This window comes from Ampullimonas aquatilis, assembly GCF_049675895.1.
Lineage (GTDB): Bacteria > Pseudomonadota > Gammaproteobacteria > Burkholderiales > Burkholderiaceae_D > Ampullimonas > Ampullimonas aquatilis.
In genome coordinates this window covers 1,875,207-1,897,930 of sequence record NZ_CP183834.1, presented here as the reverse complement: position 1 = coordinate 1,897,930, position 22,724 = coordinate 1,875,207, and the positions used below count along the sequence as shown (strand labels likewise).

The window sequence follows — 22,724 nt, the reverse complement described above, 5'->3', positions numbered from 1 at the left end:
GGCATTTTCAGGAGATAAACGTGAAACTCAAGAAACTGGCGGAAGTCACCATGTGGCTGCCGGGGTTCGCTCCGGACGATCCGCTTCCGATGATCTCCCACGTCGTTACGTCGGCGGAAATCATCGCGTTCCCCTTGGTGGTACCGGTACAGATCACCGTACCGGCGGGCAATAACGAAGTCGAATTTGTGTCTCCCGCGCTGATCGGGGAGCCGCAACCTCAACGGCCACCGCGGGTGTTGTGGCCCAGCCTGGATGCCACCGTGCATTCGATGCTGCGAGGCGACGTCACCAAGTTCGATGCGAACCTGGCTGCTGTCTCGCTGTTGTCGTGTCTGGAAGCGGAGAACCGTCCGCCGACTGAAGACGAGCGCAATGTCCTCAACTGCTATACCGGGTGGGGTGGCATTTCCAAAGCGTTCAATCCCGATCAGGACGATCCTGCGTGGAGGGCGAGAGCTGAATCCTTGCCTGACTTGCTTGGCGGAGACTACGAAAGCGCCAAGGGAAGCGTCGTCAATGCCCACTTCACGGAAGTTTTCGTGATCGAAGCACTCTGGGCGGCGGTGCGTCGCATGGGATTCCAGGGTGGTCGTGTTCTGGAGCCTTCTGCCGGCATCGGGTATTTCATCGGTGCCATGCCGAAGGATATGGCGGAAGCGTCGGAAATTACCGCTATCGAGATCGACCGTCTGTCGTCACGCATCCTGCAGCGCCAGTACGGGCATCACGGTGTTCGGACACTGCCGATCGGTTTTGAAAAGGCACGGCTACCCAAGGACTGGTTCGATCTGGTGATCTCTAATGTTCCCTTCGGGAACTATCAGGTGCCGGACGACCGGAATGTGCCCTACGCCGATTTTCTGATCCATGACTACTTCTTCGGGCGAGCCCTGGAAGTGACCCGTCCGGGTGGTCTGGTGGCGTTCATTACGTCGGCCGGAACGCTGGACAAATGGGAAGACCGGGCGCGGAGATACATTGCGTCGCAGGCACGACTGGTCGGTGCAATTCGTTTGCCGTCCGGGACGTTTTCACCGCTGGCCAATACCGACGTCACGACCGATATCGTCTTCCTGCAGAAGTTGGCAGCAGGCGAGAAGGCCGCAGACGATTGGCTGAGTGTGGTGGAAGCACCGTATGGTCTCTGTGATGGGCATCGCCGCCTGTTTGTCTCGAACTGGTATGTCCAGAACCCGGACATGCTGATCGGACGCTTGAGCCAGAAGTCGAATGGCTATGGCCTCGCCAATGCAGCCATTTTCAATGGCGATGTGAAGGCGGCGTTGCACGATCGGGTAGCCCATTTGCCCGAAGGGATCTACGTGCCGCGTCTGACCCGCAAGGCTGATCGGTCGGAGCAGGTGCAGCGGGACATTCGTGTTGCAGCGCCTGAGTTCGTCAAACCCGGTGCGTACTGCTTCACTGAGGATGGCCGTCTGGCTGTTTCGGAGGGGCAGGAACTGCTGGTCATTGAGGGGGCGGTATCGGCAACGGTTGCCAAGCGCATTGTCGGCTTGATGGCCATCCGGGACGCAGCACGCCGGCTACTCCATGTTCAGCATGTCACGGCGGACGATAGTCGGTTGGGCAGTTACCGGCTGGCACTCAACATGGCCTATGACGGCTTTGTGGCACGGCATGGCTATCTGCATGCCAAAGCCAACAAGCTGGCCTTCAAGGGCGATCCTGACCTGCCACTGCTGCTTTCTCTGGAGAATTTCGATCCGGAAAGCGGCACGGCAGAGAAGGCGGACATTTTCTACCGCAGAACGGTGGGGGTGGTTCGCAAGGTGGATCGGTGTGAGTCAGCCGAAGAAGCGCTGCTTGTCTCTTTGCACGAGCGTGGTCGCATCGACGTTCCGTTGATGGAGTCCTTGCTGGGGCGGGAGAGGGCGCAGTTCCTCCCGGATATGGCGGATCGCGGTCTGATCTTCCTGAATCCGGAAAGTGCGCTTTGGGAAACCGCCGATGCCTATCTGTCGGGCAATGTGCGCCATAAGCTGGACATGGCGGACGTCGCGGGTGATGACTATGCCCGTAACGTCATGGCGCTCAAGGCGGTCATTCCGGCGGATTTGGGACCGGGCGAAATCGATGCCCGGATAGGTTCAACGTGGATTCCGTCGCGTGACTATGCAGCATTCCTCGATCATCTTCTGGAATGCGAAGGTTGCACGGTGGAGTTCAGTGCCGAGGCTGGCGCATGGAACATCGATGTGCCGTGGCAGGGCGAACGGTCGGTAGCATCGACCCAAACCTATGGTACGGGTCGCATGACGGCGGGCGAGCTGTTTGTGGTTACGCTCAATCAGATGGTGCCAACGATACGGGATCGCGATCCGGTCACTGACCGGTATTTCGTGAACACGGAGGAAACCATTGCCGTACGGGAAAAGCAGCAGGCACTCAAGGAGGCATTTCGCTCCTGGGTTTTCGCCGATCCCGAACGGTGTGAGCGGCTGGTCAGGATGTACAACGACCAGTTCAATGCCGTCAGGCTCAGGGAGTTCGATGGGTCAAGGCTTTCCTTGCCGGGATTTTCGGAGGTGTACAACCTCCATCGGCATCAGAAAGACGCCATCTGGCGAATCGTCTCCGGCGGGGTGAATACCTTGCTGGCCCATGTGGTCGGCGCCGGTAAAACCCTGACGATGATTTGCGGCGGGATGGAGTTGCGGCGTTTTGGCATCGCGGGCAAGCCCTGCTATGTCGTGCCCAACCACATGCTGGAGCAGTTTGCCGCCGAGTTTTTGCGAGCCTATCCAGGTGCCAACATCCTGATGGCCAGCAAGGACGATCTGGTGGGAGATAAACGCCGGACGCTGTTGTCACGGATTGCCACCGGTGACTGGGATGGCGTACTGATTACCCATGCCTCTTTCGAGAGGATCAAGATGAGCGATGACGCAATGGCGTCGTTCATCGAAGAGCGAGTTTACGAAATCGAGTGCGCCATCCGGGCCTCGACGACGAACAAGCGGGGAAATCGGATCGTCAAGGAGTTGGAGCGGGCCAAAAAGATCTGGCTCGCCAGGCTGGAGAAACTGTCAGCCAAATCGAAAAAGGATGACATGCTCACGTTCGAGGAACTGGGCATCGATTTTCTGTTCATCGATGAGGCGCACTACTTCAAGAACCTGTACCGCTTCACCAAAATGACGCGGGTGGCAGGTTTGCCGAATTCCAACTCGGAACGCGCCTTCGATATGTTTGTGAAGACGCGTCATGTGATGGAAAAGCAGGGCGGCTGTTCGGGTGTGGTATTCGCGACCGGAACACCAGTGTCGAACTCGATGGCCGAAATGTGGACCATGCAACGGTTCCTGCAGCCGACAACGCTGCGTGCCAACCATGTAGCGCAATTTGATACATGGGCGGGGAACTTCGGGGAATCGGTCACGGCGCTCGAGTTATCGCCGGACGGTGGGGGCTATCGCATGAACACGCGGTTTGCTCGCTTCGTCAATTTGCCGGAACTGATGACCATGTTCCGGGAAGTGGCCGATATTCGTACCGCGGAGATGCTGAAGCTGCCCGTGCCTCGCTTCCATTTGGAGACGGTCGCCGCCAAGCCTACGTTGGAACTGAAGGCCTTTGTGGCAACCCTGGTTGCTCGTGCGGAAGCCATACGCAATGGGGATGTGTCGCCCAATGAGGACAACATGCTCGCTGTCACCAACGATGGCCGCAAGGCGGCGTTGGATATGCGGCTGGTCGATCCATCAGGGCAAGAGGCACAGGACGGCAAGGTCAGTTTGTGTGCAGACAGGATCTACGGAATCTGGCGGGATACCACAGCGTTTCGTGGCACCCAGGCCGTGTTCTGCGATCTGAGCACACCGACGGACGATGGACGGTTCAGTGTCTATCACGTCGTTCGAGCCAAGCTCGTGGAAATGGGCGTTCCCGGAACCGAGATCGCCTTCATCCACGATTACGACAGCGATACCGCAAAGGCAGAACTGTTCAAGTCGGTAAGGGAAGGGCGGATTCGTGTCCTGTTGGGCAGCACCCTGAAAATGGGGGTGGGCACCAATATCCAGACCCGACTGGCGGCGTTGCACCATTTGGACGCCCCGTGGCGACCGGCGGATGTCGAACAGCGGGAGGGGCGCATTATTCGACAGGGCAACCTGAACGAAGAAGTGCGCATCATTCGCTACGTGACTGAAGCCTCGTTTGATGCCTACATCTGGCAGACCCTCGAAACCAAGGCGCGCTTCATTGCCCAGGTGATGCGGGGAGATACCGGCATGCGGAGTGCGGAAGACGTGGAGTTGGCGGCCCTGTCCTATGCCGAGGTGAAAGCCCTGGCATCGGGAAATCCGTTGGTGATGGAAAAGGCGGGCATCGATGCCGATGTCGCGAAGCTGTCCCTGTTGAAATCCCAATGGGACAACCAGCGATGGTCGAACCAGCGGGAGTCGGCGACATTGCCCGGCCAGATCGAGAAAATCCGGCAACGGATCGCATCGATTGAAGCCGATATTGCTGATCGAGTAGATGTACGGGGTGTGCGCTTTTGCATGCAGATCGATGGCGAGCGGTATGTCGAACGATCGGCGGCGGGAGAGGCACTGGCGCGGTTCTATAACGAAGCCAAGGCCAGAACCCGGAAAATCGGGAACTGGAAGTCCGCGGCGGGAGAGATTGCAGTCGGGCAGTACGCCGGCTTTGCTGTCTCGGTGCTGATACCGACGGGCGCATCGGATGGCCCGTGTTTCCTTCTGAAAGGTCGTCGAGCTTATGCGGCGCATCATTCCGACAACCCGCAAGGGATGGTCAGGGTGATCGAGAACGTTGCCAACGGTCTGGAAGGTCGGTTGTCAGAAGTGCATGAGGATCTGGCTCGGGCAGAAAAGCGCCTGGCAGACATTCTGATGGAGTTGGCCAAACCCTTCGACAAGGAGAAGAGGCTGGCGCAGTTGCTGGTTCGCCAACGCGAGATCAATGCGGCACTCGATCTCGACAAAGGGAACGCCGGGGCGATGGAGGCGGAAGCCGAAGCTGCCTGACGTGAAAACCTGCACTCGGTAGGAGGCCGTTGCCCAACAGGGCAGCGGTTTCCGCTACCGACGTGGCGCGCTGATGCGGGCCATGCTGGTTGTATTTCAGGAACGTCGAAATCGATCCAAAAAGGTCACATTTCAAATCCCAGGCGGGATCAGGTCTGCGTAGCATCGCTCCTGTTTCCTCCCCTGTGTCTTTCCCGGCGCACGCACTGTGTGCCGGGGTTTTTCAGAGCGGGTTTAACGGGCTGTGTGAGCCCGCTGTGCAAAGCCTGAACATGGGATTCAGTCTGACGCCATAAGGCATCGGACGGACGTGTGGTAGCTGGCCACGAGAAAACAAACAGCATTCACTAACCCCGCCGGGGAGCCATTCCCGGTCGGGATTGCTCCATGCCGCGCGGAGATTTCCACACGGAGTTTTACATGGAGGCATCGGCAATGAAGCACGAGTACGAGACGCAGCAAGTCAAGGAAGATGCGTGTGATCGCTGGGAGCGAGTGCTGCTCACTCTGGCGCCATCGCTGAAAGCCGCTCTGGAACGTAAAGGCAAACACGTGCCTTGTCCGGTTCATGGCGGTCGGGATGGCTTTCGCCTGTTTCGGGATGTCGCCGAAACGGGTGGGGGCATCTGTAATACCTGCGGCAGTTTTGCCAACGGCTTTGCGCTGCTGATGTGGATCAACGGCTGGGATTTTGGCCGCGCCATCCGCGAGGTGGCCGAACAGGTCGGCAGCCGCTCTCGCCACGCCAAGTCGGGAACGGCGAAATCCGAAGACGAGATTCGCCGGGAGCAGTTGAATCGAACCTGGCGGGAGTCTGTTCCCTTGTCGCATCCCAGCGCCGAACCGGCCCGTTTGTATCTGGCCCGGCGTGGATTGTCGGTCAAGGTGCCCGTGACGCTGCGGTTTCATGCGGCGCTCGGTTACTTCGAGGACAACCGGCTGCTCGCCGACTACCCAACCCTGATCGCGCAAGTGACCGGGAAAGGGGGGGATGCGGTGACGATCCATCGTACCTATCTGACCTCAGACGGTCGCAAAGCGCCGGTGGATGCACCCAAGAAACTGATGCGCCATCCTTTGGCGCGACAGATGACCGGGAGTGCCATTCGGCTGGCGCCGGCGGGAAATCGTTTGGCAGTGACCGAGGGTATCGAGACGGCACTTGCCGTCACCGAGGCGGTTGGAATTCCGACCTGGGCGACCGGCAACGCTCATCTGCTGGCGACGTTTCAACCGCCGGCCGGTATCGAGCAGGTGTTGGTCTTCGCTGACAAGGACCGGCCATCGCCGCAGCATCCATCCGGCCACGGACAGGAAGCGGCACGCGAACTGGTTACGCGGCTGTGGGGCATGGGAATTCGGGCAGGTGCGATTGCGCCGGCGCTCGATATACCCGAAGGCAAGAAGGGAATCGACTGGCTGGATGTATTCGTCCATCTGGGCAAGGCGGGGTTTCCCGCGCTGGGCTGCGTCGAACAGGCGCTGCACCAGGCCGCTTAGGAGACCGTTCATGTACGGCGTAATCGATTTCAGTCTGATCGACACCATGCCGGGTGGTCAGGGGGCATTTGCACCTCCTGCCGGATGGCAAGGCGACTACCAGCAATTCCTGCGCGCGCGCTTTCAGTCGGATTGTGGCGCGCGTCAGCACATTGCCGTGGTTGGTCGGCGACTCTTCATCAAGATCGAAGGCAAGCCCAGCGAGTTTCTCGGGCCGCATGCGGTCGAAGCGAAGGAGTTCGCGCTGTCGGTCTGGTCTGCGAAACGGAAGTAACCAAGCAGCAACGCGAAGGGCTATCCAGTCCTTCCACTCACCACCTGGCTTCGGCCGGAAATTTCATCCCACGGGGAACGCATTGCTCCCCGACAGGGGCGGTGCCTCCCCATTTTTCATAGGAGGCACCATGCACGACAAATTTTCACCACTGCTCAAACAGGCACTGACGGAGCCTGGCATCGTCAGCGCGGCCTATGGCCGGTTTCATCGCTTCAGTCTCGGCAACCAGATCCTGGCAGCCATTCAGTTGCAGGAGCGGAATCTGCCTCTGTCGCCGATCGCCAGTTTCAACCGCTGGAAGGAACTGGGACGTTCGGTATCCAAGGGACAGAAAGCCCTGTCGCTCTGGATGCCGATCACGGTCAAGCACAGAGACACGGAATCAGACGGTGATTTGTCTAACGACAACATCCGTCTCCTGACGCTGTTCAAGTTGGCGCCGCGCTGGTTCAGTCTGGAACAGACCGAAGGCGAGGACTACCTCGAACCGATCGAGTCGCCCCAGTGGAATGCCGATGTTGCCTTGACGGGGCTGGGCATTACGCAGGAGGCATTCGAATTCATGGACGGGAATGTGCAGGGCTATGCGGTGAAACGGCGAATTGCCGTGAGTCCGATCGCCGAGTATCCGCACAAGACGCGTTTTCATGAAATGGCGCATGTAGTGCTCGGTCATACCGAGGAAGACGATTGCCACGATGCCGCGACGATTCCCAGAAGCATTCAGGAGGTCGAGGCGGAAGGCGTGGCTTTCCTGCTGTGCTCCATTCTCGATCTGCCCGGACGCGATGAGTCGCGTGGCTACATCCAGTCGTGGCTCGACGGCGAACCCTTGCCGGAGAAGTCGGCGCAGAAGATTTTCAGCGCAAGCCAGAAGATCCTTGATGCCGGAAAAGCCGCTGACGAAGCTGGCGTATTGCAGTAATCCGAATCCATTCATTCCACCCCGCGGGGCGACTCATCGCCCGCAGGGGGAGGGGCCGTCCTGCATTTCTTTGGAGGCACCCAAGATGATGAATCAAACCAACCGTGAGCTACTGGAGATCCTGCTCGAATCGTCGGCGGCCAATTGTCTCAATCATTCGCTGGCTGAGCTGTTCGGCCTGAGGCGAAATTTCCCGGCAACCGTTCCCGGTATTGCCGAGGAGATTCCTGCGTATGCCGTTTCCGACCGGCTGCTTGCGGCACGTGAACTACTGCGACGTGCGCTGGAGGAAACTTTAAGGGAACCTTCGGACTCTCTGGCATCTCCCGATGCCGTGAAAAGCTACTTGAGATTGTTTCTAGGAGGTCAGGAGTATGAGAGCTTTGTTGCGCTGTGGCTCGACGCCCAGAACCGGTTGATCGCCGGCATGGAGATGTTTCGCGGCACGACCACGCAAACATCGGTGTATCCGCGCGAAATGGTGCGTGTTGGTTTGAAGCTAAATGCGTCGGCGGTGATCGTTGCCCATAACCACCCCAGTGGTAACGCGGAGCCATCACGAGCCGATGAGATGCTGACACAGCAGCTTCGTCAGGCGCTTGCGCTGATTGACGTCAAGGTGCTCGATCACTTCATTGTGACCGATGCCTCGGTCATGTCCTTTGCAGAACGGGGACTGATTTAGAAAAAATGGCCCTGCACACCAATTGGTGTGCAGGGCCATTTTGTTTGTAATAGTGTATTACATATACGATACGCTATCGTAATGGTTAACGAATTCGGCCGGAAAAAATCACCGTTCCTATCAGGATGATGTCCGATGTGAGCGATAGGATTGGGTTGGGCCAACACGGGTTCAGTGTCTTGAGAAACCGGCCTTCAGGTGTCTCTACGAATCGCCTGAGTAGTCCGCCTTTCGGGCTGACTGCGACAACATCGCAACCGTGCGTGGGTTTCACGGCCGGATCAACAAAAATCACTTCCCCTTCCCGATAGCCGTCTTCACCCACCATGGCTTCTCCAATTACCGGCAGAGCGAAGCACATATCGCTATGGGGTATCGGGCAAATCAAAGCTTGGCCCGGCGGCATATCGCCCGAGTACGGGATGTGGGTCAGCGTTTCCCAGCGTCCGATGGGTACTGCACCCTTGTCAAATAAGCGTACTGAAATGGGGTCTTGCCCCGTGAGTTGCTCGGGTGTGACGCCCAGCACGCCGCTAATTTTCTCCAAAGTTTCGCGGCGAGGTTTCTTGGCCTTGTTGCGTTCCTTGAGGATGCGATTGATCGCAGGCTGGGAGACTCCAGAGCGGTGCGCTAAGTCAGTCTGATTCAGGCTGTGCTTGTCCATCAGCGCTTCCAGAATCTCTGCAACGGGGTTTTGTCCAAGGAAGGTTGCTCCCATAGTGGTCGTCATAATTTATTCCTCGCGGCAGTTACATTTGTGATAATTGTAATATAAAATGCGCACTCGTGACCATTCATTGGAATTTTTATTATGGAACAGCGCGACATTCTCAAAATCAACCGGCAGCTTCTCCTTCTGACCCGTCAAATGGCCAACGACAGCGATGCCGCCGAATTGATGACAGGTCTATCAAAGCCCGTCATCGACAAGATTGCCACCCTGGATATGGAAGAGATCGAAGAGTTGGCTGAGACAGTCGGTGTCTCGCTCTATACCTTGCGGTTCTCCGATTCGGTATTCACCCGGTTATTGCAACTGCCACGAGATGCTCGAAGTACGTACGCCGAGGCAACGCTGGCAGGCAATAGTCGTGGCGGCGCTACTTTCCCCTGAGGAGTTGGAAAATCATCGGATAGCCCACGAGCTGGTCAGACTGAAGCTCAGGCTACCGATCGTGAATCATCTGACCCAGATTCATATCAAGCCACTCCGACTTCGCTGGCGCGTGATTCATGCCGAAAGTCCGCCGAATGGCAGGCTCCCCGAGTCGGTTCGACCTTTCATCGTCGATGCCCTCTCGGCGGCAGAGCTGGCGAGTTTCGTCGCAGTGTATCAACGCCTTGGTGGCGCTGATGACAGCAGGGTTTCTGCCCCGATGCTGTTACGGGCGAGGGAAATACATCGGCGGATGGCGCATCGGGAACTCGATATCAATGCCGCCTATTTCGCCGTGCGAGACGTTCGCGCCAAGATCGTCGAGTGGCGGAGATGCTGTCGCTGCCAGACCTACTATATCTTCGACATGAACGAATTTCACGCCAGATCCTGCCCATACTGCGAGTTAAGCACCAGAGGGTGATCAGGGCGACAGCCAGTACCAGAGCAGCAAATTACAAACTGCCCTTGAGTCGCTGTATCAGCTTGGTCGCCGTTTCCCTTTGATCCGGTTTTGATACGTCCTCGGTTGCTGGAGATTCTCGAACCGACTGTGGCGGCAGTCTTTGTACATCTCTGAGACCAAGCAAAGCCAGTATCCGAAGTCGCTCGGCCCGGTCTCGGAGTTGAACTTTTGACAGATCCGCAACGAGTTCCGGGTAAATGCTGATCGGGATTTTGACGACGACCCTGATCGAGGACATCTCAAGCTCCTATCCGCCAGAAACCGCGAGCATTGGCAAAGACTGGCAGATCGGATGTTGAGACCTTGAGGTTCGGAAATGCTTCTTTCACCGATGGCTCAAAGAATCCTGCGCCACCTCCAACCAACAGTACGATGTCGGCACCGGCGTTTTCTTTGCGCAGAGATTCTCTTAGCCGTGTGGCCACAATCGGCCCCACTTTTTCGGCAGCTTTTTTGAGGTAGGAGGCGAAATCGATTCGCTCTCCAAACAATCGAACCTCAGTCTGATTCTGCCTGATGGCGTTTTCAAGCCGCTCGCGTCCGATGTTTCCCCCGAAGTCATTGGCGACCAGCTTCGCTGCTTCATCCAGGATGACGGAAGATGCTTCGAGACTGGTGCCGCAGGATTGGCGACGCAGCTCTCCATGGCTGATCAGCACCCAGTCAACTGAGAAGAAACCTGGATCGACCACCAGGACTCGCGACTCTTCAAACTCGGAGGCGTCAGTCAAGTTCCAGACATGATCGACAAATCCTCCGACCGGCTGCGGCACTACTTTGACTTGTTGGACAGTGATCCGTCGGCGTGGGGTGACCTGGTGTTCTCCCTGCATCTGCGATTGAAGCCGTTCGCGGAGGTCCGGGCTCAAGTACTGATTGACGGGCAGGCCAGTGACGAGCACGTCTACCTGATCGAGTTCCGAAAGCAGCAATCCGGCATGGAAGAGTGCGCGATACGACTCTGTCGATGGATAGTCCTCATGGAGTTCGCGACTCCACAATTCGGCACGGTCCGGCGATAGTCCTGCAACGAACGGGTTGCCGTTGACCATCACGCGCAGAAAGTCATCTTCTGCCTTGCCGGAAACTTTCTCGCCCAACCGGTCTGCTGGTGCCGCACCGGCAGGGCGCAACAGAACTTGTGGATTGTGGCCCGCCTTGCCAAACGCCAGCTTGAGATTGGAATAGCCAATATCGATTCCGAGCACATTCATTTCAGGTTCTCTCCCGTAGCACTTCAGTGGCTGTCATGCCCGACATTGGGTCATGAGACCTGGCAGTAGCACTGCAGGGCACCCCGAGACAGGACGTAATGCCTGGGATTGCGCGAGTGCATATCGCGAGTGCACCGCCAGAGCACCTGATCCTATGGCGCGCCCTGTGGCTGTGGATTTTGAAATGCGCCCAAAAAGGTCACATTTCGAGCGCGCAGAGACACGGATGCTTTCTACGATGGCGTCCGTTGAATCCGGAACAACAGGGGTTCCAGCGTCATGCCTGGGCTTGCTGTGGTTTCACTGGTACGACGGGTGCAATCGAACGTCAGATTGCCCCGAATGCCGGGTCGGGCGTACTTCCAGAGGGATTCAACGGGCGATCCAATTCTCGGCGCGGCCGAGAAATAGGTCGAAAGCCCCGCTGTGGATTGTGCGGGGGATGCAACCGGAGCTTAAAGCTTGGAGAGATGGTATGGATGAACGACTCGGGCAGGTTCGAACGATACTCAAAAACTACATTGGTGATCTGTTCGATCAGGCCTCCAACACGGCGGTCAGATTTGAGCTCTTTACTGTCGAGGGGAATTCCCTCCGTAAGGGCTGGGACGACCAAAATACCCTGAAATATCGCGTTCGGCATGAGAAGAATACGCTCATGCTGGAATGGTATCAACGGGTATGGAAGCGCGACGCCAAGGGCAATCGGACCACAGAGCATCATTACATTCGTAAGCGCAACAAGAACAAGCGCGGCACCGATCTCGTATATAGCTATGACATGGGCGACTTGTTCAAGTTCGCGCCTGAGTGGAGCCGTGAGCGGGTTGTGGAGGCCGAGACCGAGGCTGCATCCTTCCGCCGTCAGGCTCATTACTGTTCTTCGATGCTGGTGATCCTTGGGCGAATGGAGCGCTATTTGGCCGACTGTGCCGGAGAGTCGCTGCCAGAGGAGGACGCAGCATGAACATGCCGCCGCGGTATCTCGTGACCGACACGTTCGACTTGCGCATGCTGGCATCGTTGACTGTTGGCATCACGCTGAAAGAGCTGTCGCTGAGCGATGTTTGCGATCTGATCGAGAGAGCGGAACAGGAACAACGCATGGGCCTTCATGGCGGCTGGGCAGATGGTCTCAAGCATCCGCTCGCCACCGCGTTGGTACCCAACGGACCAATCCTGCTGGTAGCAAATCAAGTACCGACAGCACAGGGGGACGTCATGAAGTGGGTTCAGGTGGAAATAGTCGATTGAGATTTCCTTGGACTCCGGTGCTGACCGGATTCCAACCCTATTTCAAATTGCGGCCAGGAAGGGCGCATTTCGGCCGCCGGTGAGTTTTTCGTCCTGCTAAAAGCGTGGGAATGATTTTCGATGCAATTCTTCCCACGGCCGCTTTCTATTTCTGCTGCATGAGGATTCGCCAACCGTTGCGAGCCGTAGATTTGTCATGACAGGCTCGGAACGAGTCCATAAATTGATCGGACTTGCATCCGATATTGCCGCCGGCGAGAACGATGCCGAGTCCATCGGATTCCTGGGGCAGGCGTTGGTGCAGACAACCTTGCCGCATAGCGATCCTGGCGTTCCGTACTTCGAACGCTCCAGCGGGGCCGTGTCGCTCTCGATCATCGCCAATCCGAAATTCGGATTGCCTTTCGGCACGGTTCCGCGGCTATTGCTTGCATGGATATGTACCGAAGCAGTACGTACCAAGTCGCCCACACTGGGGCTTGGCCGGAGTCAGAACGAATTCCTCAGAAAACTCGGAATGCGCACGGACGGCAGGGACTGTCTGCGCCTGCGGACACAATCGCTGAAACTGTTTTCGTCGATGCTGTCCATCACGTACCAAATCGAAGGACGGTACGGGCTCAAGAACATGCCTATTGCCGATGAGGCCTTTGTGCTGTGGGATCCTCACCGGCCGGATGATCGGATGCTCTGGGAAAGCAGCCTCAGACTTTCCAATACCTTCTTCAAGAACATTACCGACTCTCCCGTACCGATCGACATGCGCGTGTTGCGTGCGCTGTCGAAATCACCGTTGGCAATGGATATCTATTCCTGGCTGGTCTATCGAATATTTCTGTTGCGGGTGAAAAACCGACCTGGCGTGATGATTCCTTGGGCAGCCTTGAAGCTTCAATTCGGTGCCGACTACGGCGATAGTCCACGAGGCCTGATCGATTTCAAGAAGCGGTTTCTTCTTCGCTTGAAAGAAGCTCAGTTGTTCTATCCAGAAGCCAATGCCACGCCGCAGGACGCTGGCCTGTTTGTGGGTGCAAGCCGATTGCATACCCGGCATACCGGTTCCGCCAAACTATCCAGACTCTGACGACGGGTTTTCGGTGTAGTCCTGCTGAGAGATCGGTTGGCCTTTTCCCCGTGTCGGTCTTTGATGATTTTTCCACAGAAAAAGGGGGGCTCTACTTGCAATCTACTTGTAAACCTACAAGCAACTACTTGAGGCAGGCTGTATGCCTTGTCCCATAAGGGATCCCCGCCGATGGCCGGGACAGTTGTCACGTAATCCGGGGACAGATGTCACATGGTCGCGGGACAGATGTCACGTGGGCAAAATTTCGTGGCGCCGGAGATCCCCCAGTCTGTCGACGATCCAGCTGAATTCTGCGGTGAGACAGATTTCACGTGGATAACTTCTCCATCGGCAGGCGACCTGTGGATAACTGGTATTCGAAATGTGACCGATTTGGATCGATTTCGGATGTTGCATATTTTTGGAAATCCGTAAGATGAATTTCAGGCGGTAGGTTTCCACCTCGACAGACATCGGGGATATCCGCCCGAGGTCGGCCGGCGGTGCCTCGCAATCAACACCGGCAATGCGAGGACTTGACCGCACGCTATACGGTGCCTCCATCGGGTCTGATCGCATCGCTTGCCCCACGATACGGGGCTTAACGAATTCTAAGCAAGGGGATCATGATGAGTCTGACGAAACCGGGGTTGATGGCAACACTGTGTTGGCATGGGTGGAATCTTCTGCGACTGCGCGGCGACTGGAAGTCGATGCCAGATTCCAGGAGTTTTCTCGGCATTGTGTTGATCCTGGTATTCCTTGGCGGGATGGCAGAGCAGTTTGCGCGCGGACATGAGCTCTTGACCGCTGTCGTTGTTACCGTTTCCTGGCTTGTGATTCTCCTTTGGTCGTCGCGGCAAGCCGGCACAATCAACCGGCGTTTGGCGTTCGCACTGGGTCTCCTTTCGATCATGGTCCAGATGGGATTGATCCTGTCGACCTGGATGCCGGCGGCAGAATGGCCGGTAGCAATTTGGTCGGGAATTGCGGTCATGCACCTACTTTCCCAAGCGTCCCAAGACGGCGCGGGAGCATGGCGCTGAACGGGAATGGTCAAAAATAATGGCCAATGCATCCTCACCCTACCAGTTTGAAGTCCCATGGCGTCCGAACTTCGAAGCGCGCATGGCGGTAGTCTGGACTGTTGGCGCAGTTTCGATTTTTCTCCTGACCACTGTGGCGCCGATCTTCCGGGGTTTTGGTGTCGTGCTTGGAATCGGCTGTGTAGCCGGTGCAGCGGTGCGCAGTTTTCAGGCCTATCGCCGGAATGTCGAAGATCGACGTCTCAAATTCTTCGGTAAGGAATTTATCGATCTGGAAGCCTTGCGGTGCAAATCTCGGCAGGCCATCGCATCGAAGTCGTATTGGTTGGGGCGTGGTTTTCCCTGGACCGATATCGAAGCGACCAAACTGCACACCTTGATGTCGATGGGTGTGGTTCGCACCCTTGGAACGGCTGCTCAGCACGCAGAAGGTTCCTACTGGGTTCATGGTCTTGCCCCCGAAAAGGATATTTATTCCGAGTTGGCAAACCTGGTGGGCCATAGCCTGATCGTTGGTAGCACTCGGGTCGGCAAGACTCGCCTGTTCGACATTTTGATCGCCCAGGCAATCTTTCGCGGTGAAACCGTGATCATCATCGATCCCAAAGGGGATCATGGTCTCGCCCAGAATGCACGTGCTGCCTGTGATGCCAGCGGGGAGGGTGATCGCTTCGTCTATTTCCATCCGGCACACCCGGACCGATCGGCGTGCATTGACCCGCTGCGCAACTGGAACCGCAAGACTGAGCTGGCCAGCCGCGTCGCCGCACTGATTCCTTCCGAAACCGGCGCCGATCCCTTCACTGCATTTGGCTGGAAGGTGTTGAACGACATCACCAATGGCATGATTGCCACTGGTCATCGTCCCAATCTGGTCCAGCTTCGGCGCTACGTGGAAGGTGGACCGGAAAGTCTTCTGCAACGAGCGCTGAAAGTCCACTTTGTCGCGCATGTTCGCGACTGGGAGACACGTGCCTCGTCCTACATTCGGAAGAACAAGGACCGCTTGCTCCAGGCTTATGTGGCCTTCTACCAAGAGGTTGCCATCCACGAAGCCCAGTCGGTTGACCTGGACGGCCTGATCTCGACCTACGAGCACAATCGGGATCACTTTCAAAAGATGGTGGCATCCTTGATTCCGATTCTCTCAATGCTTACCAGTGATCCGCTGCAGGAGCTGCTGTCGCCGGACTTCGAGCCTGGTCATGAACGCCTTGTGACCGACATGTCCAAGATAATTCGCGGCAACAAGGTGGTCTATATCGGTCTCGACTCTCTGGCGGACTCGACGGTTGGTAGCGCCATCGGTTCCATCATGCTGGCTGATCTTGCCGCTGTGGCGGGGGATCGCTACAACTACGGGATTGATACCCTGACGCCGGTGAATCTCTTCATCGACGAGGCGGCCGAGGTTCTCAATCAGCCGGCGATCCAGCTCATGAACAAGGGCGGAGGCGCAGATTTTCGAGTAACGATAGCGACGCAGACCTTTGCTGACTTTGCCAGCCGCCTCGGTGATGAGAACAAGGCTCGCCAGGTATTGGCCAACACCAACAACAAGATCGCCTTGCGGGTACTCGATTCAGAGACACAAAAGTACATCGCCGAAGGCATGCCACAGACCAAGGTGCGGTCGATGGCGCTACGCTACGGTCACAATGTGGACACGCATATTCACGACGAATACAGCGCGTCGTATCAGGAGCAGATTCTCGAAGAGGAGGCCGACTTGTTTCCCGCGGCCATGCTGGGGGAGTTGCCGCCCTTGCATTTCATTGCTCGATTGTCGGGTGGTCGAACCTTGAAAGGGCGTATCCCGATTCTGGTTACGGAGCGGTAATGGCTCAGAGAAATGACTCCGGGGTTGCTACGGTACTGGCTATTGGCGTTTTCATTGCCGTCGTGGCGACGTGGGTTTTCATACCACCCGCCGTGATTCGATCAGCCTGGATGACTGAGCGTGGCGAGGTCTATGCCCTTGCAGGTGAAGGTGAGCACGTGGTCTATGGTCAGGCTGTCCGTGGCCTTAAGGATTCGATGTCGAAGGACTTCCAGGGCTTTCTGACCGAAGCGGAATCCATCGGGCAAGGACCTTTGGGGAACGCGAGCCTCAGTCAATGGATGCGCTCGCGTATCGAGGCGACCTGGCTATGGGTAGGTCTATTGGTGTACCGGCTGCATGTGTTGATCGGATGGCTTGTTCCCGGTATTCCACTTGCCATCGTTGCCTATCTGGATGGACATTACATTCGGGAGATACGCAAGTTCTCCTTTGTTGCCCAAAGCCCAATCCGCCACAAGTTGGGGATTCGTGTCATGTGGGTGGTGCTGGTGGGGCTCTCCTGTTGGTTGTTGATTCCGGTTCCGCTCCCCGCCCTGATTGCCCCGGCGCTGACGGTGTCTCTGTCGTATTCACTATGGCTCTGGGTCAGCAATCTTCAGAAGCGGCTATAAGCGGAATAGGAGATCCGGACGGTTTACTGACTATTTTCAAAAAACAGCGAACTGCTCTTGCAGTCAGCGCACTCACGGTAGAACTTTAGGCTGTCCTTGCGGATACGTTCCTTGTGTCCCGCGACACCACAGCCAATCTTGATCGGCGTGTTTCCATCGCAATCGGCGCACTTGAAGTAATAGCCGAATTTTCCATATTGCGCGGAAATCTTCGCACTTCCGCATGCGCGGCAGACCGGGGTTGCGTTGGTCAGCGCGATCGGTTGCGGCGTGGTCGGCGCCGGTATATGGGTGGGTAAGGCTACTGGTGCTTTTGGTTCAGATACTTTCGGGGCCGTCGTCACCGGTGACTCGGCTGGGATTGCCGGTGTAGGGATGGGTCGGTGCGGCAATTTGTTTAATCCAAACTTTGCCAGCCAATCGAACCGAAACGGTTTGTGAAGTCGGGCGATCTGTGTTGCCACGTTTTCCAATGTGTCACTGCCGATGATTTTGGCTGTCGCGAGAATGCCGTTCTCGTCGACGGCCTTGTCGACGTGCTTGAAAAACTGATCGTTCTTGATGACGCACTCAATGCCGTCGATCTTGACCTCAGGCCGGCTAATTCTGGCACCCTTGGATACCAGCACGAGACTTTTCAGGTCAGGCTTGATGGTGAAGCCCAAACGCTTCGGAAGTTCAACCATTCCGGCATCAAGGATGCGCTTCAGAATCAGGATGTGCCGTTCGTTTTGCTCAATCGGGGACGGAACACCATAGGGCTTGTGGTTGAAGAAGGCAGTGAATTCGCCATGGTTATTGATCGCGACTCCTTCGGAAAAATGCTTGCTCTCGCACACCCAGATGTCCAGCCAACGATTGATGACCAGATGATCAATCTGAGCAACCAGATCACCGAACTCGACGCGTAGATCATGGATGATCGCCCAGTTACGGGATTCTCCGTAACGGACCTTCATTTCCTGCGTTGCCTCGCTTTCGCCACGAACTCCTGCCTTGATATTGCGAACCTCCTGCTCGATCCGCTTGCGGATCTCGGGAGTTGCTGATGGATGGGCCAGCAGCGATTGAAGGGTGTCGATGTCCGTCGATTTGTCGTCAGCGTGCTTGATGATCATTGGCGATTCCGTTGGCAGTGTTGGATCGGTACGCCCGTCATCATATCCAATGTCATTGCGCTGTACTACGACCAATTCAACTCTCGTTGATTCTCGAAATGCGTCCATAAAGGTCACATTTCGGCTGCGCAGGCAGCTGCTCGCTCCCTACCATGCGGGCCATGAATCGCATTCTGGTCGCAGCCCACTTTCTGCTGTTTTCGCTTTCGAGCCACGCCCATTGTTTTGAACAGGCTGGGGCACGCTATGGCATCGCTCCAGTGTTGCTGGAAGCCATCTCGACCGTCGAGTCCGGAGGAAATCCGCAAGCGCGGAATTTGAACCGGGATGGCAGCGAAGATCTTGGCCACATGCAAATCAACAGTCGTTGGCTGGGGATTCTTGCCAGCTACGGAATTGATCGACAGAAGCTGCTTGATCCCTGTCTCAACACGCATGTCGGCGCCTGGATACTTGCGCAGAACGTTCGCCAGCATGGATACGGCTGGGAGGCGGTAGGTGCCTATAACGCACGCTCACCAGCCAAGCGGAATGCCTATGCCCACCGCGTAGCTGCCCGACTCAAGTCATGGCGATCCTGATGCGCATGCTGAGCCTCGGATCGGCATTCGCTCTGATGGGCTGTAGCACAGCACCTGAGCTTCCGGTATCGGACCATATCCGCCACGGCATCGGCTGGATAGAGCGTCAATTCTCGACGTGCGCGGAAGCGAACTGTCCTCGCACTACGCAAAAGACCCTGGCCGTCATCGAGCGATCCAGAAGTTCGATCACTGTCGCGCCGCAGCCACCAATTGATCCGGCACCTTCGTCGCCTCTGACAAGTGAGCAGATCAATGAGCATGTCATTCATTTCGATTTCGGAAAAAGCCATCTGACCGAGATCGGGGAAAGAAAGATGAAGGCACTTCTGCCTGAAGCCAAGAAATCGATCCGCATCGAGGTGATCGGTCGAACCGATGACATCGGTACCAGGGCTTTCAATGATCGGCTGGCGAGGCAGCGTGCCGACACCGTCAGGGATTGGCTTGTCCGTCAGGGGGTTTTGGCATCGATCAAGGTGGATGCGGAGGGCATGTGTTGTTACGTGGACGGTTCTCGTACCGAAGTCGCTCGCCGCCAGAACCGGCGCGTGGAAATTCGTTTGGTGCATCTCGTTGCAAAGCGGGGTGTGGTCAGCAACAGCAAGGGAGTGCAATTAAGTGAAGTTACCTCATAACCGCGGATTCATCCGCGACATCGCTATCGCCGGCGGATTCATCGCCATCGGCATCCTCGCCCCGGGCTCGCCCATCGAAAGCGGTTTTGAAGCCCATCTGGGTGGAATTTCGGTTGGCCTGGGACTGGGCTGGCTCATCAAGTGTTTTATCGATCTTCAAGGGGGAAGTCATGCAAAGCAGTCGTAATGCGTTGAAGGGCGCGCTCGCGCTCATGTTGCTGGTCGCCGCGACAGGCGCCATAGCAGGCACTACCGGTACGGAATTCCAGAGTCTCTATACCTGGCTCACCGGCCTCGTCCAAGGCTACTTTGGCAAGGCCGCCGCCGTCGCCGCAATTGGCTTGGGCGCGTTGTTTTCTCTGGCGCGGCTGAATCCGATAGCCATCCTGTCGGGCATCGGTTTCGCGGTATTCCTCCAATACGCCCCGACGATCGCCTCGGGCATCCTGACCGCGACGATCTGAGGCTGGCCCAGGCATGGACGAGATCGGCTATATCCCAAAGTCCCTGGAAGCGCAGGAGCGCTTCCTGTGGTGGGATTTCGACCAGGCGATCCTGTTCCTGCTGGTTATGGGCATGGGCGTCGTTTCCGGGGCGATGGTGGCCGGGATGCTCTTCGGTGGCGTGGTCGCCTGGCAATACGGGCGCATCAAGACAGGCAAGCATCCGAAGTTCGCGCTGCATGCCCTGTATTGGTGGCTGCCCAGCTGGATCGTGATCCGTGCTCGAGCGACACCGCCTTCGCACTATCGGTTCTTTCTGGGCTGACCCATGAAGTTCAGCAAATTCACCGCCGAGCGGGACAACCAGCGCAACGAAATATTGTTCATGAGAATCGCGCTCGCCGGCCTGGTTCTGGCGCTGCTGGCGAACGCGGGGGCTTCGCTCACCGTGGCCGGTTCGGAACGGACGATTCTCGTCCCCCCTGAAATCCACCAATCCTTCTGGGTGAGCGGGCAGAAGGTTTCCGTGGAGTACCTGAAGGAAATGGCGTACTGGTATGCCGGGCTCGCGCTGAATATCACGCCCCATGTCGCCGAGTACCAAAAGGACCAGTTCCTCAAATACACCGCGCCCAGCGACTACGGCAGGCTACAGGCCGAGTTTGGCGCACGGGTGGACTTCATCCGCAAGAACAACACCTCGACCCAGTTCTCTACGCAGGCCATGACGGTCGACGAGTCGGCCATGAAGGTGGCGCTCTCTGGCGTGCTGCAAACCTGGGTTAGCGACAAGAAAGCCGCCGAGAAGCAGACGACCTATGTCGTCGGCTTTCGTTATCTCAACGGGAGACTCCATGTATCCGAGTTCAAGGAAACCAGCGACCAGGATCCCTTCGGGATCGCCAGCGCTGTTACCAATGCTCAAGCCGCTACTACTGGCACTGTGCCTCGCTAGCGCCAGCTTGGCGGCGTTCGCGGGTCAAACCCTGGACGGCAGCCCCGACGATGGGCTCATCGCCACGATGTCGCGCAGCGAACCCAACCTGATCCGGATCGAGGGGCGGAAGATTCGACGCATCCAGGGCGTCGAGGGCGAATTCCAGGTGACGCCGGACAAGGACAGCGGAGTGGCCTACGTGAAGCCTGCTGCGGACAAGTCCTTTCTGACACTGTTTGTCGCCGACGATGCCGGACGGCACTGGAAGCTGAATATCAAAGTGGCCGATGTTCCAGCCGAGACGATCGTGATACGTGATCGCAGCCGGCTGCGTCAGGAGCCCAAAGCGTTTGTCGCCGACGAATCGCGCAATGCCGCCATCCGTCGCGTCATGTTGGCCTTGGCGCGCGATGCAGAGCCGGAGGACATGATCGCCAAGGATGTCCTGGACATCGTTCCGCTCTGGAACGAAGCCCGCTTTGTCTTGGTGCGCACGCTGGAAGGCGCGCTCGTCGGCGAGAAGTACCAGCTGACCAATGTTTCCAAGCAACGGATGGTGATCGACGAGCGCGAACTCTATCGCCGTGGCGTACTCGCGGTGATGGTCGAGACGCTGGAGCTGGAGCCTGGCGAATCGACCCAGATCATGGTGGTGCTGGAGGGGCGCGATGGCTAATCCGCCGCCGTCCAAGTTCGCCGGGGCCATTTCACGCCTGTCGCCGAAGCATCGGCAATACCTGATCCTCGGGTTGGGAATCGGCGCTTTCCTGTTGTTGGTATTTGGCGGCGTGGCCATCTGGGACAAACCGGTGCAGCTACCTCAGGGAAACAACCAGTCGCGACCGCAACCGATGCCGATTGCCACTCCTGGTGCTCAGGCCGATCCCCGTGATATCTGGATGAGCAAGAGCGCGGAACAGATGCGGCAAATGGAGGACATGATCCAGGGCTTGCGCCAGCAGGTCGATACGCTCGACAAGAAACCCACGACCGTTGCGCCGCTGGCACTGACGTTGCCGCCTCCGCCAGCCCCGATGCCGGCGCAGACACCCATGTCGCCGCTGCCGCCACCGCCCATGCCGACTTCACTCAGTGGCGCGAAGGAGGACCGCACCACGGAACCGCCACCGCCGCCACGGCCCCCAGGCATTGCCTCCTTTGAGGTAAGCGATGCACGCGTGGTGCCTCCGGAAACAGCAGGCAAGGCGGAGGCCAAACGCGACGCCCGCAGTTATGTCCCTTCGGGATCATTCTTTCGGGCGGCACTGCTCGGCGGACTGGATGCGCCGACCGGCGGGCAGGCGCAGAGCAATCCTCATCCGATTCTGATGCGGGTTCAGGACAACGCATTCCTGCCCAATCGCTACCGCTTCAAGATCAAGGAATGCTTGGCATTGGGTGCAAGCCATGGCGACATCAGCTCGGAGCGTGCCTATATCCGGCTCGAATCACTTTCCTGCGTTCGCCATGACGGCAAGGCCATCGATGTGCCCGTAAAGGGCTATGTCGTCGGCGAGGATGGCAAAGCCGGGATGCGCGGCCGTCTGGTGAGCAAACAAGGACAGGTGCTAGCCAACGCGCTGGTTGCCGGTATCGGCGCTGGCATCGGACAAGCCTTTCAGCAAAGCGCAACCACGATCTCGACCAATCCGCTGGGTTCCGTCGGCACCATCGATCCGGGCAAGCAGTTCCAGGCCGGTATCGGTACCGGAGTCGGTAAGGCCTTGGACCGCCTGTCCCAGTACTACATCACGTTGGCCGAAAAGATGTTCCCAATCATCGAAGTCGATGCCGGGCGCACCGTGGATGTGGTGTTCACCAAGGGATTCGCGCTTGAAACCGAAGCGGCAGGCGGAGATCCCGATACCTACACCGATATCTGGCGGCGCGGCAGGGAAATCCAGAAAAAGCCGCTTGAGCCCTACCAAGCCAATTGACCTCGAACA

24 protein-coding genes are annotated in these 22,724 nt (G+C 57.4%); 21 read left to right on the top strand and 3 right to left on the bottom strand.

The annotated features are described in order from the left end of the window. Positions 1 to 20: 20 nt before the first annotated feature. The 5 genes from ACMYR3_RS08745 (at position 21) to radC (ending at position 8,405) form a co-directional block, all read left to right on the top strand. On the top strand, positions 21 to 5,018 hold the full coding sequence (locus ACMYR3_RS08745) for a helicase-related protein (protein ID WP_424191339.1): 4,998 nt from the start codon (positions 21 to 23) through the stop codon (positions 5,016 to 5,018). A gap of 387 nt (positions 5,019 to 5,405) precedes the next feature. Beyond that, a complete protein-coding gene (locus ACMYR3_RS08740; RefSeq protein WP_424191337.1) occupies positions 5,406 to 6,518 on the top strand; it encodes a DUF7146 domain-containing protein in 1,113 nt (370 codons plus the stop codon). A gap of 10 nt (positions 6,519 to 6,528) precedes the next feature. After that, complete coding sequence (locus ACMYR3_RS08735) at positions 6,529 to 6,792, top strand: hypothetical protein (RefSeq protein ID WP_424191335.1); 264 nt, start codon at positions 6,529 to 6,531, stop codon at positions 6,790 to 6,792. Positions 6,793 to 6,922: 130 nt separating this feature from the next. Then, on the top strand, positions 6,923 to 7,720 hold the full coding sequence (locus tag ACMYR3_RS08730) for an ArdC-like ssDNA-binding domain-containing protein (RefSeq protein ID WP_424191333.1): 798 nt from the start codon (positions 6,923 to 6,925) through the stop codon (positions 7,718 to 7,720). Between the two features lie 85 nt (positions 7,721 to 7,805). After that, entirely contained in the window at positions 7,806 to 8,405 is a 600-nt protein-coding gene (radC, locus tag ACMYR3_RS08725) for a RadC family protein (RefSeq protein WP_424191331.1), read from the top strand. A gap of 85 nt (positions 8,406 to 8,490) precedes the next feature. Here the strand turns inward: radC and ACMYR3_RS08720 are convergent, their stop codons facing one another. Further along, the gene (locus ACMYR3_RS08720; RefSeq protein ID WP_424191329.1) at positions 8,491 to 9,135 is read right to left on the bottom strand and encodes a LexA family protein; all 645 of its coding nucleotides are present in this window, start codon (positions 9,133 to 9,135) and stop codon (positions 8,491 to 8,493) included. A 138-nt stretch (positions 9,136 to 9,273) separates the two neighbouring features. On the opposite strand from ACMYR3_RS08720, the gene ACMYR3_RS08715 reads away from it, so the two are divergent. Both ACMYR3_RS08715 and ACMYR3_RS08710 read left to right on the top strand, forming a co-directional pair. After that, a complete protein-coding gene (locus tag ACMYR3_RS08715; RefSeq protein WP_424191327.1) occupies positions 9,274 to 9,519 on the top strand; it encodes a hypothetical protein in 246 nt (81 codons plus the stop codon). Further along, positions 9,452 to 9,985 carry a FlhC family transcriptional regulator gene (locus tag ACMYR3_RS08710; protein WP_424191325.1) on the top strand — a complete coding sequence of 178 codons (534 nt, stop codon included), beginning with the start codon at positions 9,452 to 9,454 and terminating at the stop codon, positions 9,983 to 9,985. The genes ACMYR3_RS08715 and ACMYR3_RS08710 overlap by 68 nt, the downstream gene beginning before the upstream one ends. A 281-nt stretch (positions 9,986 to 10,266) precedes the next feature. Here ACMYR3_RS08710 and ACMYR3_RS08705 read toward each other — a convergent pair whose 3' ends face one another. After that, positions 10,267 to 11,241: a ParM/StbA family protein gene (locus ACMYR3_RS08705; RefSeq protein WP_424191323.1), complete on the bottom strand. Its 975-nt coding sequence runs from the start codon at positions 11,239 to 11,241 to the stop codon at positions 10,267 to 10,269. A gap of 475 nt (positions 11,242 to 11,716) precedes the next feature. Here ACMYR3_RS08705 and mobI point away from each other — a divergent pair, with 475 nt between their 5' ends. The 6 genes from mobI to ACMYR3_RS08675 all read left to right on the top strand — a co-directional run bounded on the left by mobI (position 11,717) and on the right by ACMYR3_RS08675 (position 17,061). Continuing rightward, on the top strand, positions 11,717 to 12,208 hold the full coding sequence (gene mobI, locus ACMYR3_RS08700) for a conjugative transfer protein MobI(A/C) (protein ID WP_424191321.1): 492 nt from the start codon (positions 11,717 to 11,719) through the stop codon (positions 12,206 to 12,208). Continuing rightward, on the top strand, positions 12,205 to 12,495 hold the full coding sequence (locus ACMYR3_RS08695; RefSeq protein WP_424191319.1) for a hypothetical protein: 291 nt from the start codon (positions 12,205 to 12,207) through the stop codon (positions 12,493 to 12,495). The genes mobI and ACMYR3_RS08695 overlap by 4 nt, the downstream gene beginning before the upstream one ends. Before the next feature lie 196 nt (positions 12,496 to 12,691). Further along, complete coding sequence (locus tag ACMYR3_RS08690) at positions 12,692 to 13,579, top strand: replication protein RepA (RefSeq protein ID WP_145769003.1); 888 nt, start codon at positions 12,692 to 12,694, stop codon at positions 13,577 to 13,579. 608 nt (positions 13,580 to 14,187) lie between these two features. Next, positions 14,188 to 14,607, top strand: a complete 420-nt coding sequence (locus tag ACMYR3_RS08685; protein WP_145769002.1) for a hypothetical protein — start codon at positions 14,188 to 14,190, stop codon at positions 14,605 to 14,607. Positions 14,608 to 14,626: 19 nt separating this feature from the next. After that, positions 14,627 to 16,447 (top strand): conjugative transfer system coupling protein TraD, encoded by a 1,821-nt coding sequence (gene traD, locus ACMYR3_RS08680; RefSeq protein ID WP_424191317.1) that lies wholly within the window; start codon positions 14,627 to 14,629, stop codon positions 16,445 to 16,447. Further along, entirely contained in the window at positions 16,447 to 17,061 is a 615-nt protein-coding gene (locus tag ACMYR3_RS08675; protein WP_424191315.1) for a DUF4400 domain-containing protein, read from the top strand. Before traD ends, ACMYR3_RS08675 begins: the two co-directional genes overlap by 1 nt. A gap of 23 nt (positions 17,062 to 17,084) precedes the next feature. Here ACMYR3_RS08675 and ACMYR3_RS08670 read toward each other — a convergent pair whose 3' ends face one another. After that, the gene (locus ACMYR3_RS08670; RefSeq protein ID WP_424191313.1) at positions 17,085 to 18,287 is read right to left on the bottom strand and encodes an NERD domain-containing protein; all 1,203 of its coding nucleotides are present in this window, start codon (positions 18,285 to 18,287) and stop codon (positions 17,085 to 17,087) included. A 53-nt stretch (positions 18,288 to 18,340) separates the two neighbouring features. Here ACMYR3_RS08670 and ACMYR3_RS08665 point away from each other — a divergent pair, with 53 nt between their 5' ends. The 8 genes from ACMYR3_RS08665 to ACMYR3_RS08630 are packed head-to-tail and all read left to right on the top strand — an operon-like array spanning position 18,341 to position 22,715. Then, on the top strand, positions 18,341 to 18,760 hold the full coding sequence (locus ACMYR3_RS08665) for a lytic transglycosylase domain-containing protein (protein ID WP_424191311.1): 420 nt from the start codon (positions 18,341 to 18,343) through the stop codon (positions 18,758 to 18,760). Then, positions 18,748 to 19,398, top strand: coding sequence for an OmpA family protein (locus ACMYR3_RS08660; protein ID WP_424191309.1), 651 nt, complete (start codon positions 18,748 to 18,750; stop codon positions 19,396 to 19,398). Before ACMYR3_RS08665 ends, ACMYR3_RS08660 begins: the two co-directional genes overlap by 13 nt. Continuing rightward, entirely contained in the window at positions 19,382 to 19,585 is a 204-nt protein-coding gene (locus tag ACMYR3_RS08655; RefSeq protein WP_424191307.1) for a hypothetical protein, read from the top strand. Before ACMYR3_RS08660 ends, ACMYR3_RS08655 begins: the two co-directional genes overlap by 17 nt. Continuing rightward, positions 19,569 to 19,862, top strand: a complete 294-nt coding sequence (gene traA / locus ACMYR3_RS08650; protein WP_145768996.1) for a TraA family conjugative transfer protein — start codon at positions 19,569 to 19,571, stop codon at positions 19,860 to 19,862. The genes ACMYR3_RS08655 and traA overlap by 17 nt, the downstream gene beginning before the upstream one ends. Before the next feature lie 13 nt (positions 19,863 to 19,875). Next, the gene (gene traL / locus ACMYR3_RS08645; RefSeq protein WP_145768995.1) at positions 19,876 to 20,166 is read left to right on the top strand and encodes a type IV conjugative transfer system protein TraL; all 291 of its coding nucleotides are present in this window, start codon (positions 19,876 to 19,878) and stop codon (positions 20,164 to 20,166) included. Positions 20,167 to 20,169: 3 nt separating this feature from the next. Further along, positions 20,170 to 20,796 carry a type IV conjugative transfer system protein TraE gene (traE, locus tag ACMYR3_RS08640; RefSeq protein WP_424191305.1) on the top strand — a complete coding sequence of 209 codons (627 nt, stop codon included), beginning with the start codon at positions 20,170 to 20,172 and terminating at the stop codon, positions 20,794 to 20,796. Next, on the top strand, positions 20,759 to 21,454 hold the full coding sequence (locus ACMYR3_RS08635; RefSeq protein ID WP_424191303.1) for a TraK domain-containing protein: 696 nt from the start codon (positions 20,759 to 20,761) through the stop codon (positions 21,452 to 21,454). Before traE ends, ACMYR3_RS08635 begins: the two co-directional genes overlap by 38 nt. Next, complete coding sequence (locus ACMYR3_RS08630; protein WP_424191301.1) at positions 21,447 to 22,715, top strand: TraB/VirB10 family protein; 1,269 nt, start codon at positions 21,447 to 21,449, stop codon at positions 22,713 to 22,715. Before ACMYR3_RS08635 ends, ACMYR3_RS08630 begins: the two co-directional genes overlap by 8 nt. Positions 22,716 to 22,724 lie beyond the last annotated feature (9 nt).

Excerpts from the sequence above, each read along its gene's own strand:
- ACMYR3_RS08660 (WP_424191309.1), top strand. The coding sequence starts at position 18,748 with ATGGCGATCCTGATGCGCATGCTGAGCCTCGGATCGGCATTCGCTCTG.
- ACMYR3_RS08730 (WP_424191333.1), top strand. The coding sequence starts at position 6,923 with ATGCACGACAAATTTTCACCACTGCTCAAACAGGCACTGACGGAGCCT.
- traD (WP_424191317.1), top strand. The coding sequence starts at position 14,627 with ATGGCCAATGCATCCTCACCCTACCAGTTTGAAGTCCCATGGCGTCCG.
- ACMYR3_RS08665 (WP_424191311.1), top strand. The coding sequence starts at position 18,341 with ATGAATCGCATTCTGGTCGCAGCCCACTTTCTGCTGTTTTCGCTTTCG.
- ACMYR3_RS08695 (WP_424191319.1), top strand. The coding sequence starts at position 12,205 with ATGAACATGCCGCCGCGGTATCTCGTGACCGACACGTTCGACTTGCGC.
- ACMYR3_RS08740 (WP_424191337.1), top strand. The coding sequence starts at position 5,406 with ATGCCGCGCGGAGATTTCCACACGGAGTTTTACATGGAGGCATCGGCA.
- traE (WP_424191305.1), top strand. The coding sequence starts at position 20,170 with ATGAAGTTCAGCAAATTCACCGCCGAGCGGGACAACCAGCGCAACGAA.
- mobI (WP_424191321.1), top strand. The coding sequence starts at position 11,717 with ATGGATGAACGACTCGGGCAGGTTCGAACGATACTCAAAAACTACATT.
- ACMYR3_RS08675 (WP_424191315.1), top strand. The coding sequence starts at position 16,447 with ATGGCTCAGAGAAATGACTCCGGGGTTGCTACGGTACTGGCTATTGGC.
- radC (WP_424191331.1), top strand. The coding sequence starts at position 7,806 with ATGATGAATCAAACCAACCGTGAGCTACTGGAGATCCTGCTCGAATCG.
- ACMYR3_RS08720 (WP_424191329.1), bottom strand. The coding sequence starts at position 9,135 with ATGACGACCACTATGGGAGCAACCTTCCTTGGACAAAACCCCGTTGCA.
- traL (WP_145768995.1), top strand. The coding sequence starts at position 19,876 with ATGGACGAGATCGGCTATATCCCAAAGTCCCTGGAAGCGCAGGAGCGC.
- ACMYR3_RS08690 (WP_145769003.1), top strand. The coding sequence starts at position 12,692 with ATGACAGGCTCGGAACGAGTCCATAAATTGATCGGACTTGCATCCGAT.
- ACMYR3_RS08705 (WP_424191323.1), bottom strand. The coding sequence starts at position 11,241 with ATGAATGTGCTCGGAATCGATATTGGCTATTCCAATCTCAAGCTGGCG.
- ACMYR3_RS08715 (WP_424191327.1), top strand. The coding sequence starts at position 9,274 with ATGGCCAACGACAGCGATGCCGCCGAATTGATGACAGGTCTATCAAAG.
- ACMYR3_RS08630 (WP_424191301.1), top strand. The coding sequence starts at position 21,447 with ATGGCTAATCCGCCGCCGTCCAAGTTCGCCGGGGCCATTTCACGCCTG.
- ACMYR3_RS08710 (WP_424191325.1), top strand. The coding sequence starts at position 9,452 with ATGCTCGAAGTACGTACGCCGAGGCAACGCTGGCAGGCAATAGTCGTG.
- ACMYR3_RS08735 (WP_424191335.1), top strand. The coding sequence starts at position 6,529 with ATGTACGGCGTAATCGATTTCAGTCTGATCGACACCATGCCGGGTGGT.
- traA (WP_145768996.1), top strand. The coding sequence starts at position 19,569 with ATGCAAAGCAGTCGTAATGCGTTGAAGGGCGCGCTCGCGCTCATGTTG.
- ACMYR3_RS08670 (WP_424191313.1), bottom strand. The coding sequence starts at position 18,287 with ATGGACGCATTTCGAGAATCAACGAGAGTTGAATTGGTCGTAGTACAG.
- ACMYR3_RS08685 (WP_145769002.1), top strand. The coding sequence starts at position 14,188 with ATGATGAGTCTGACGAAACCGGGGTTGATGGCAACACTGTGTTGGCAT.
- ACMYR3_RS08635 (WP_424191303.1), top strand. The coding sequence starts at position 20,759 with ATGCTCAAGCCGCTACTACTGGCACTGTGCCTCGCTAGCGCCAGCTTG.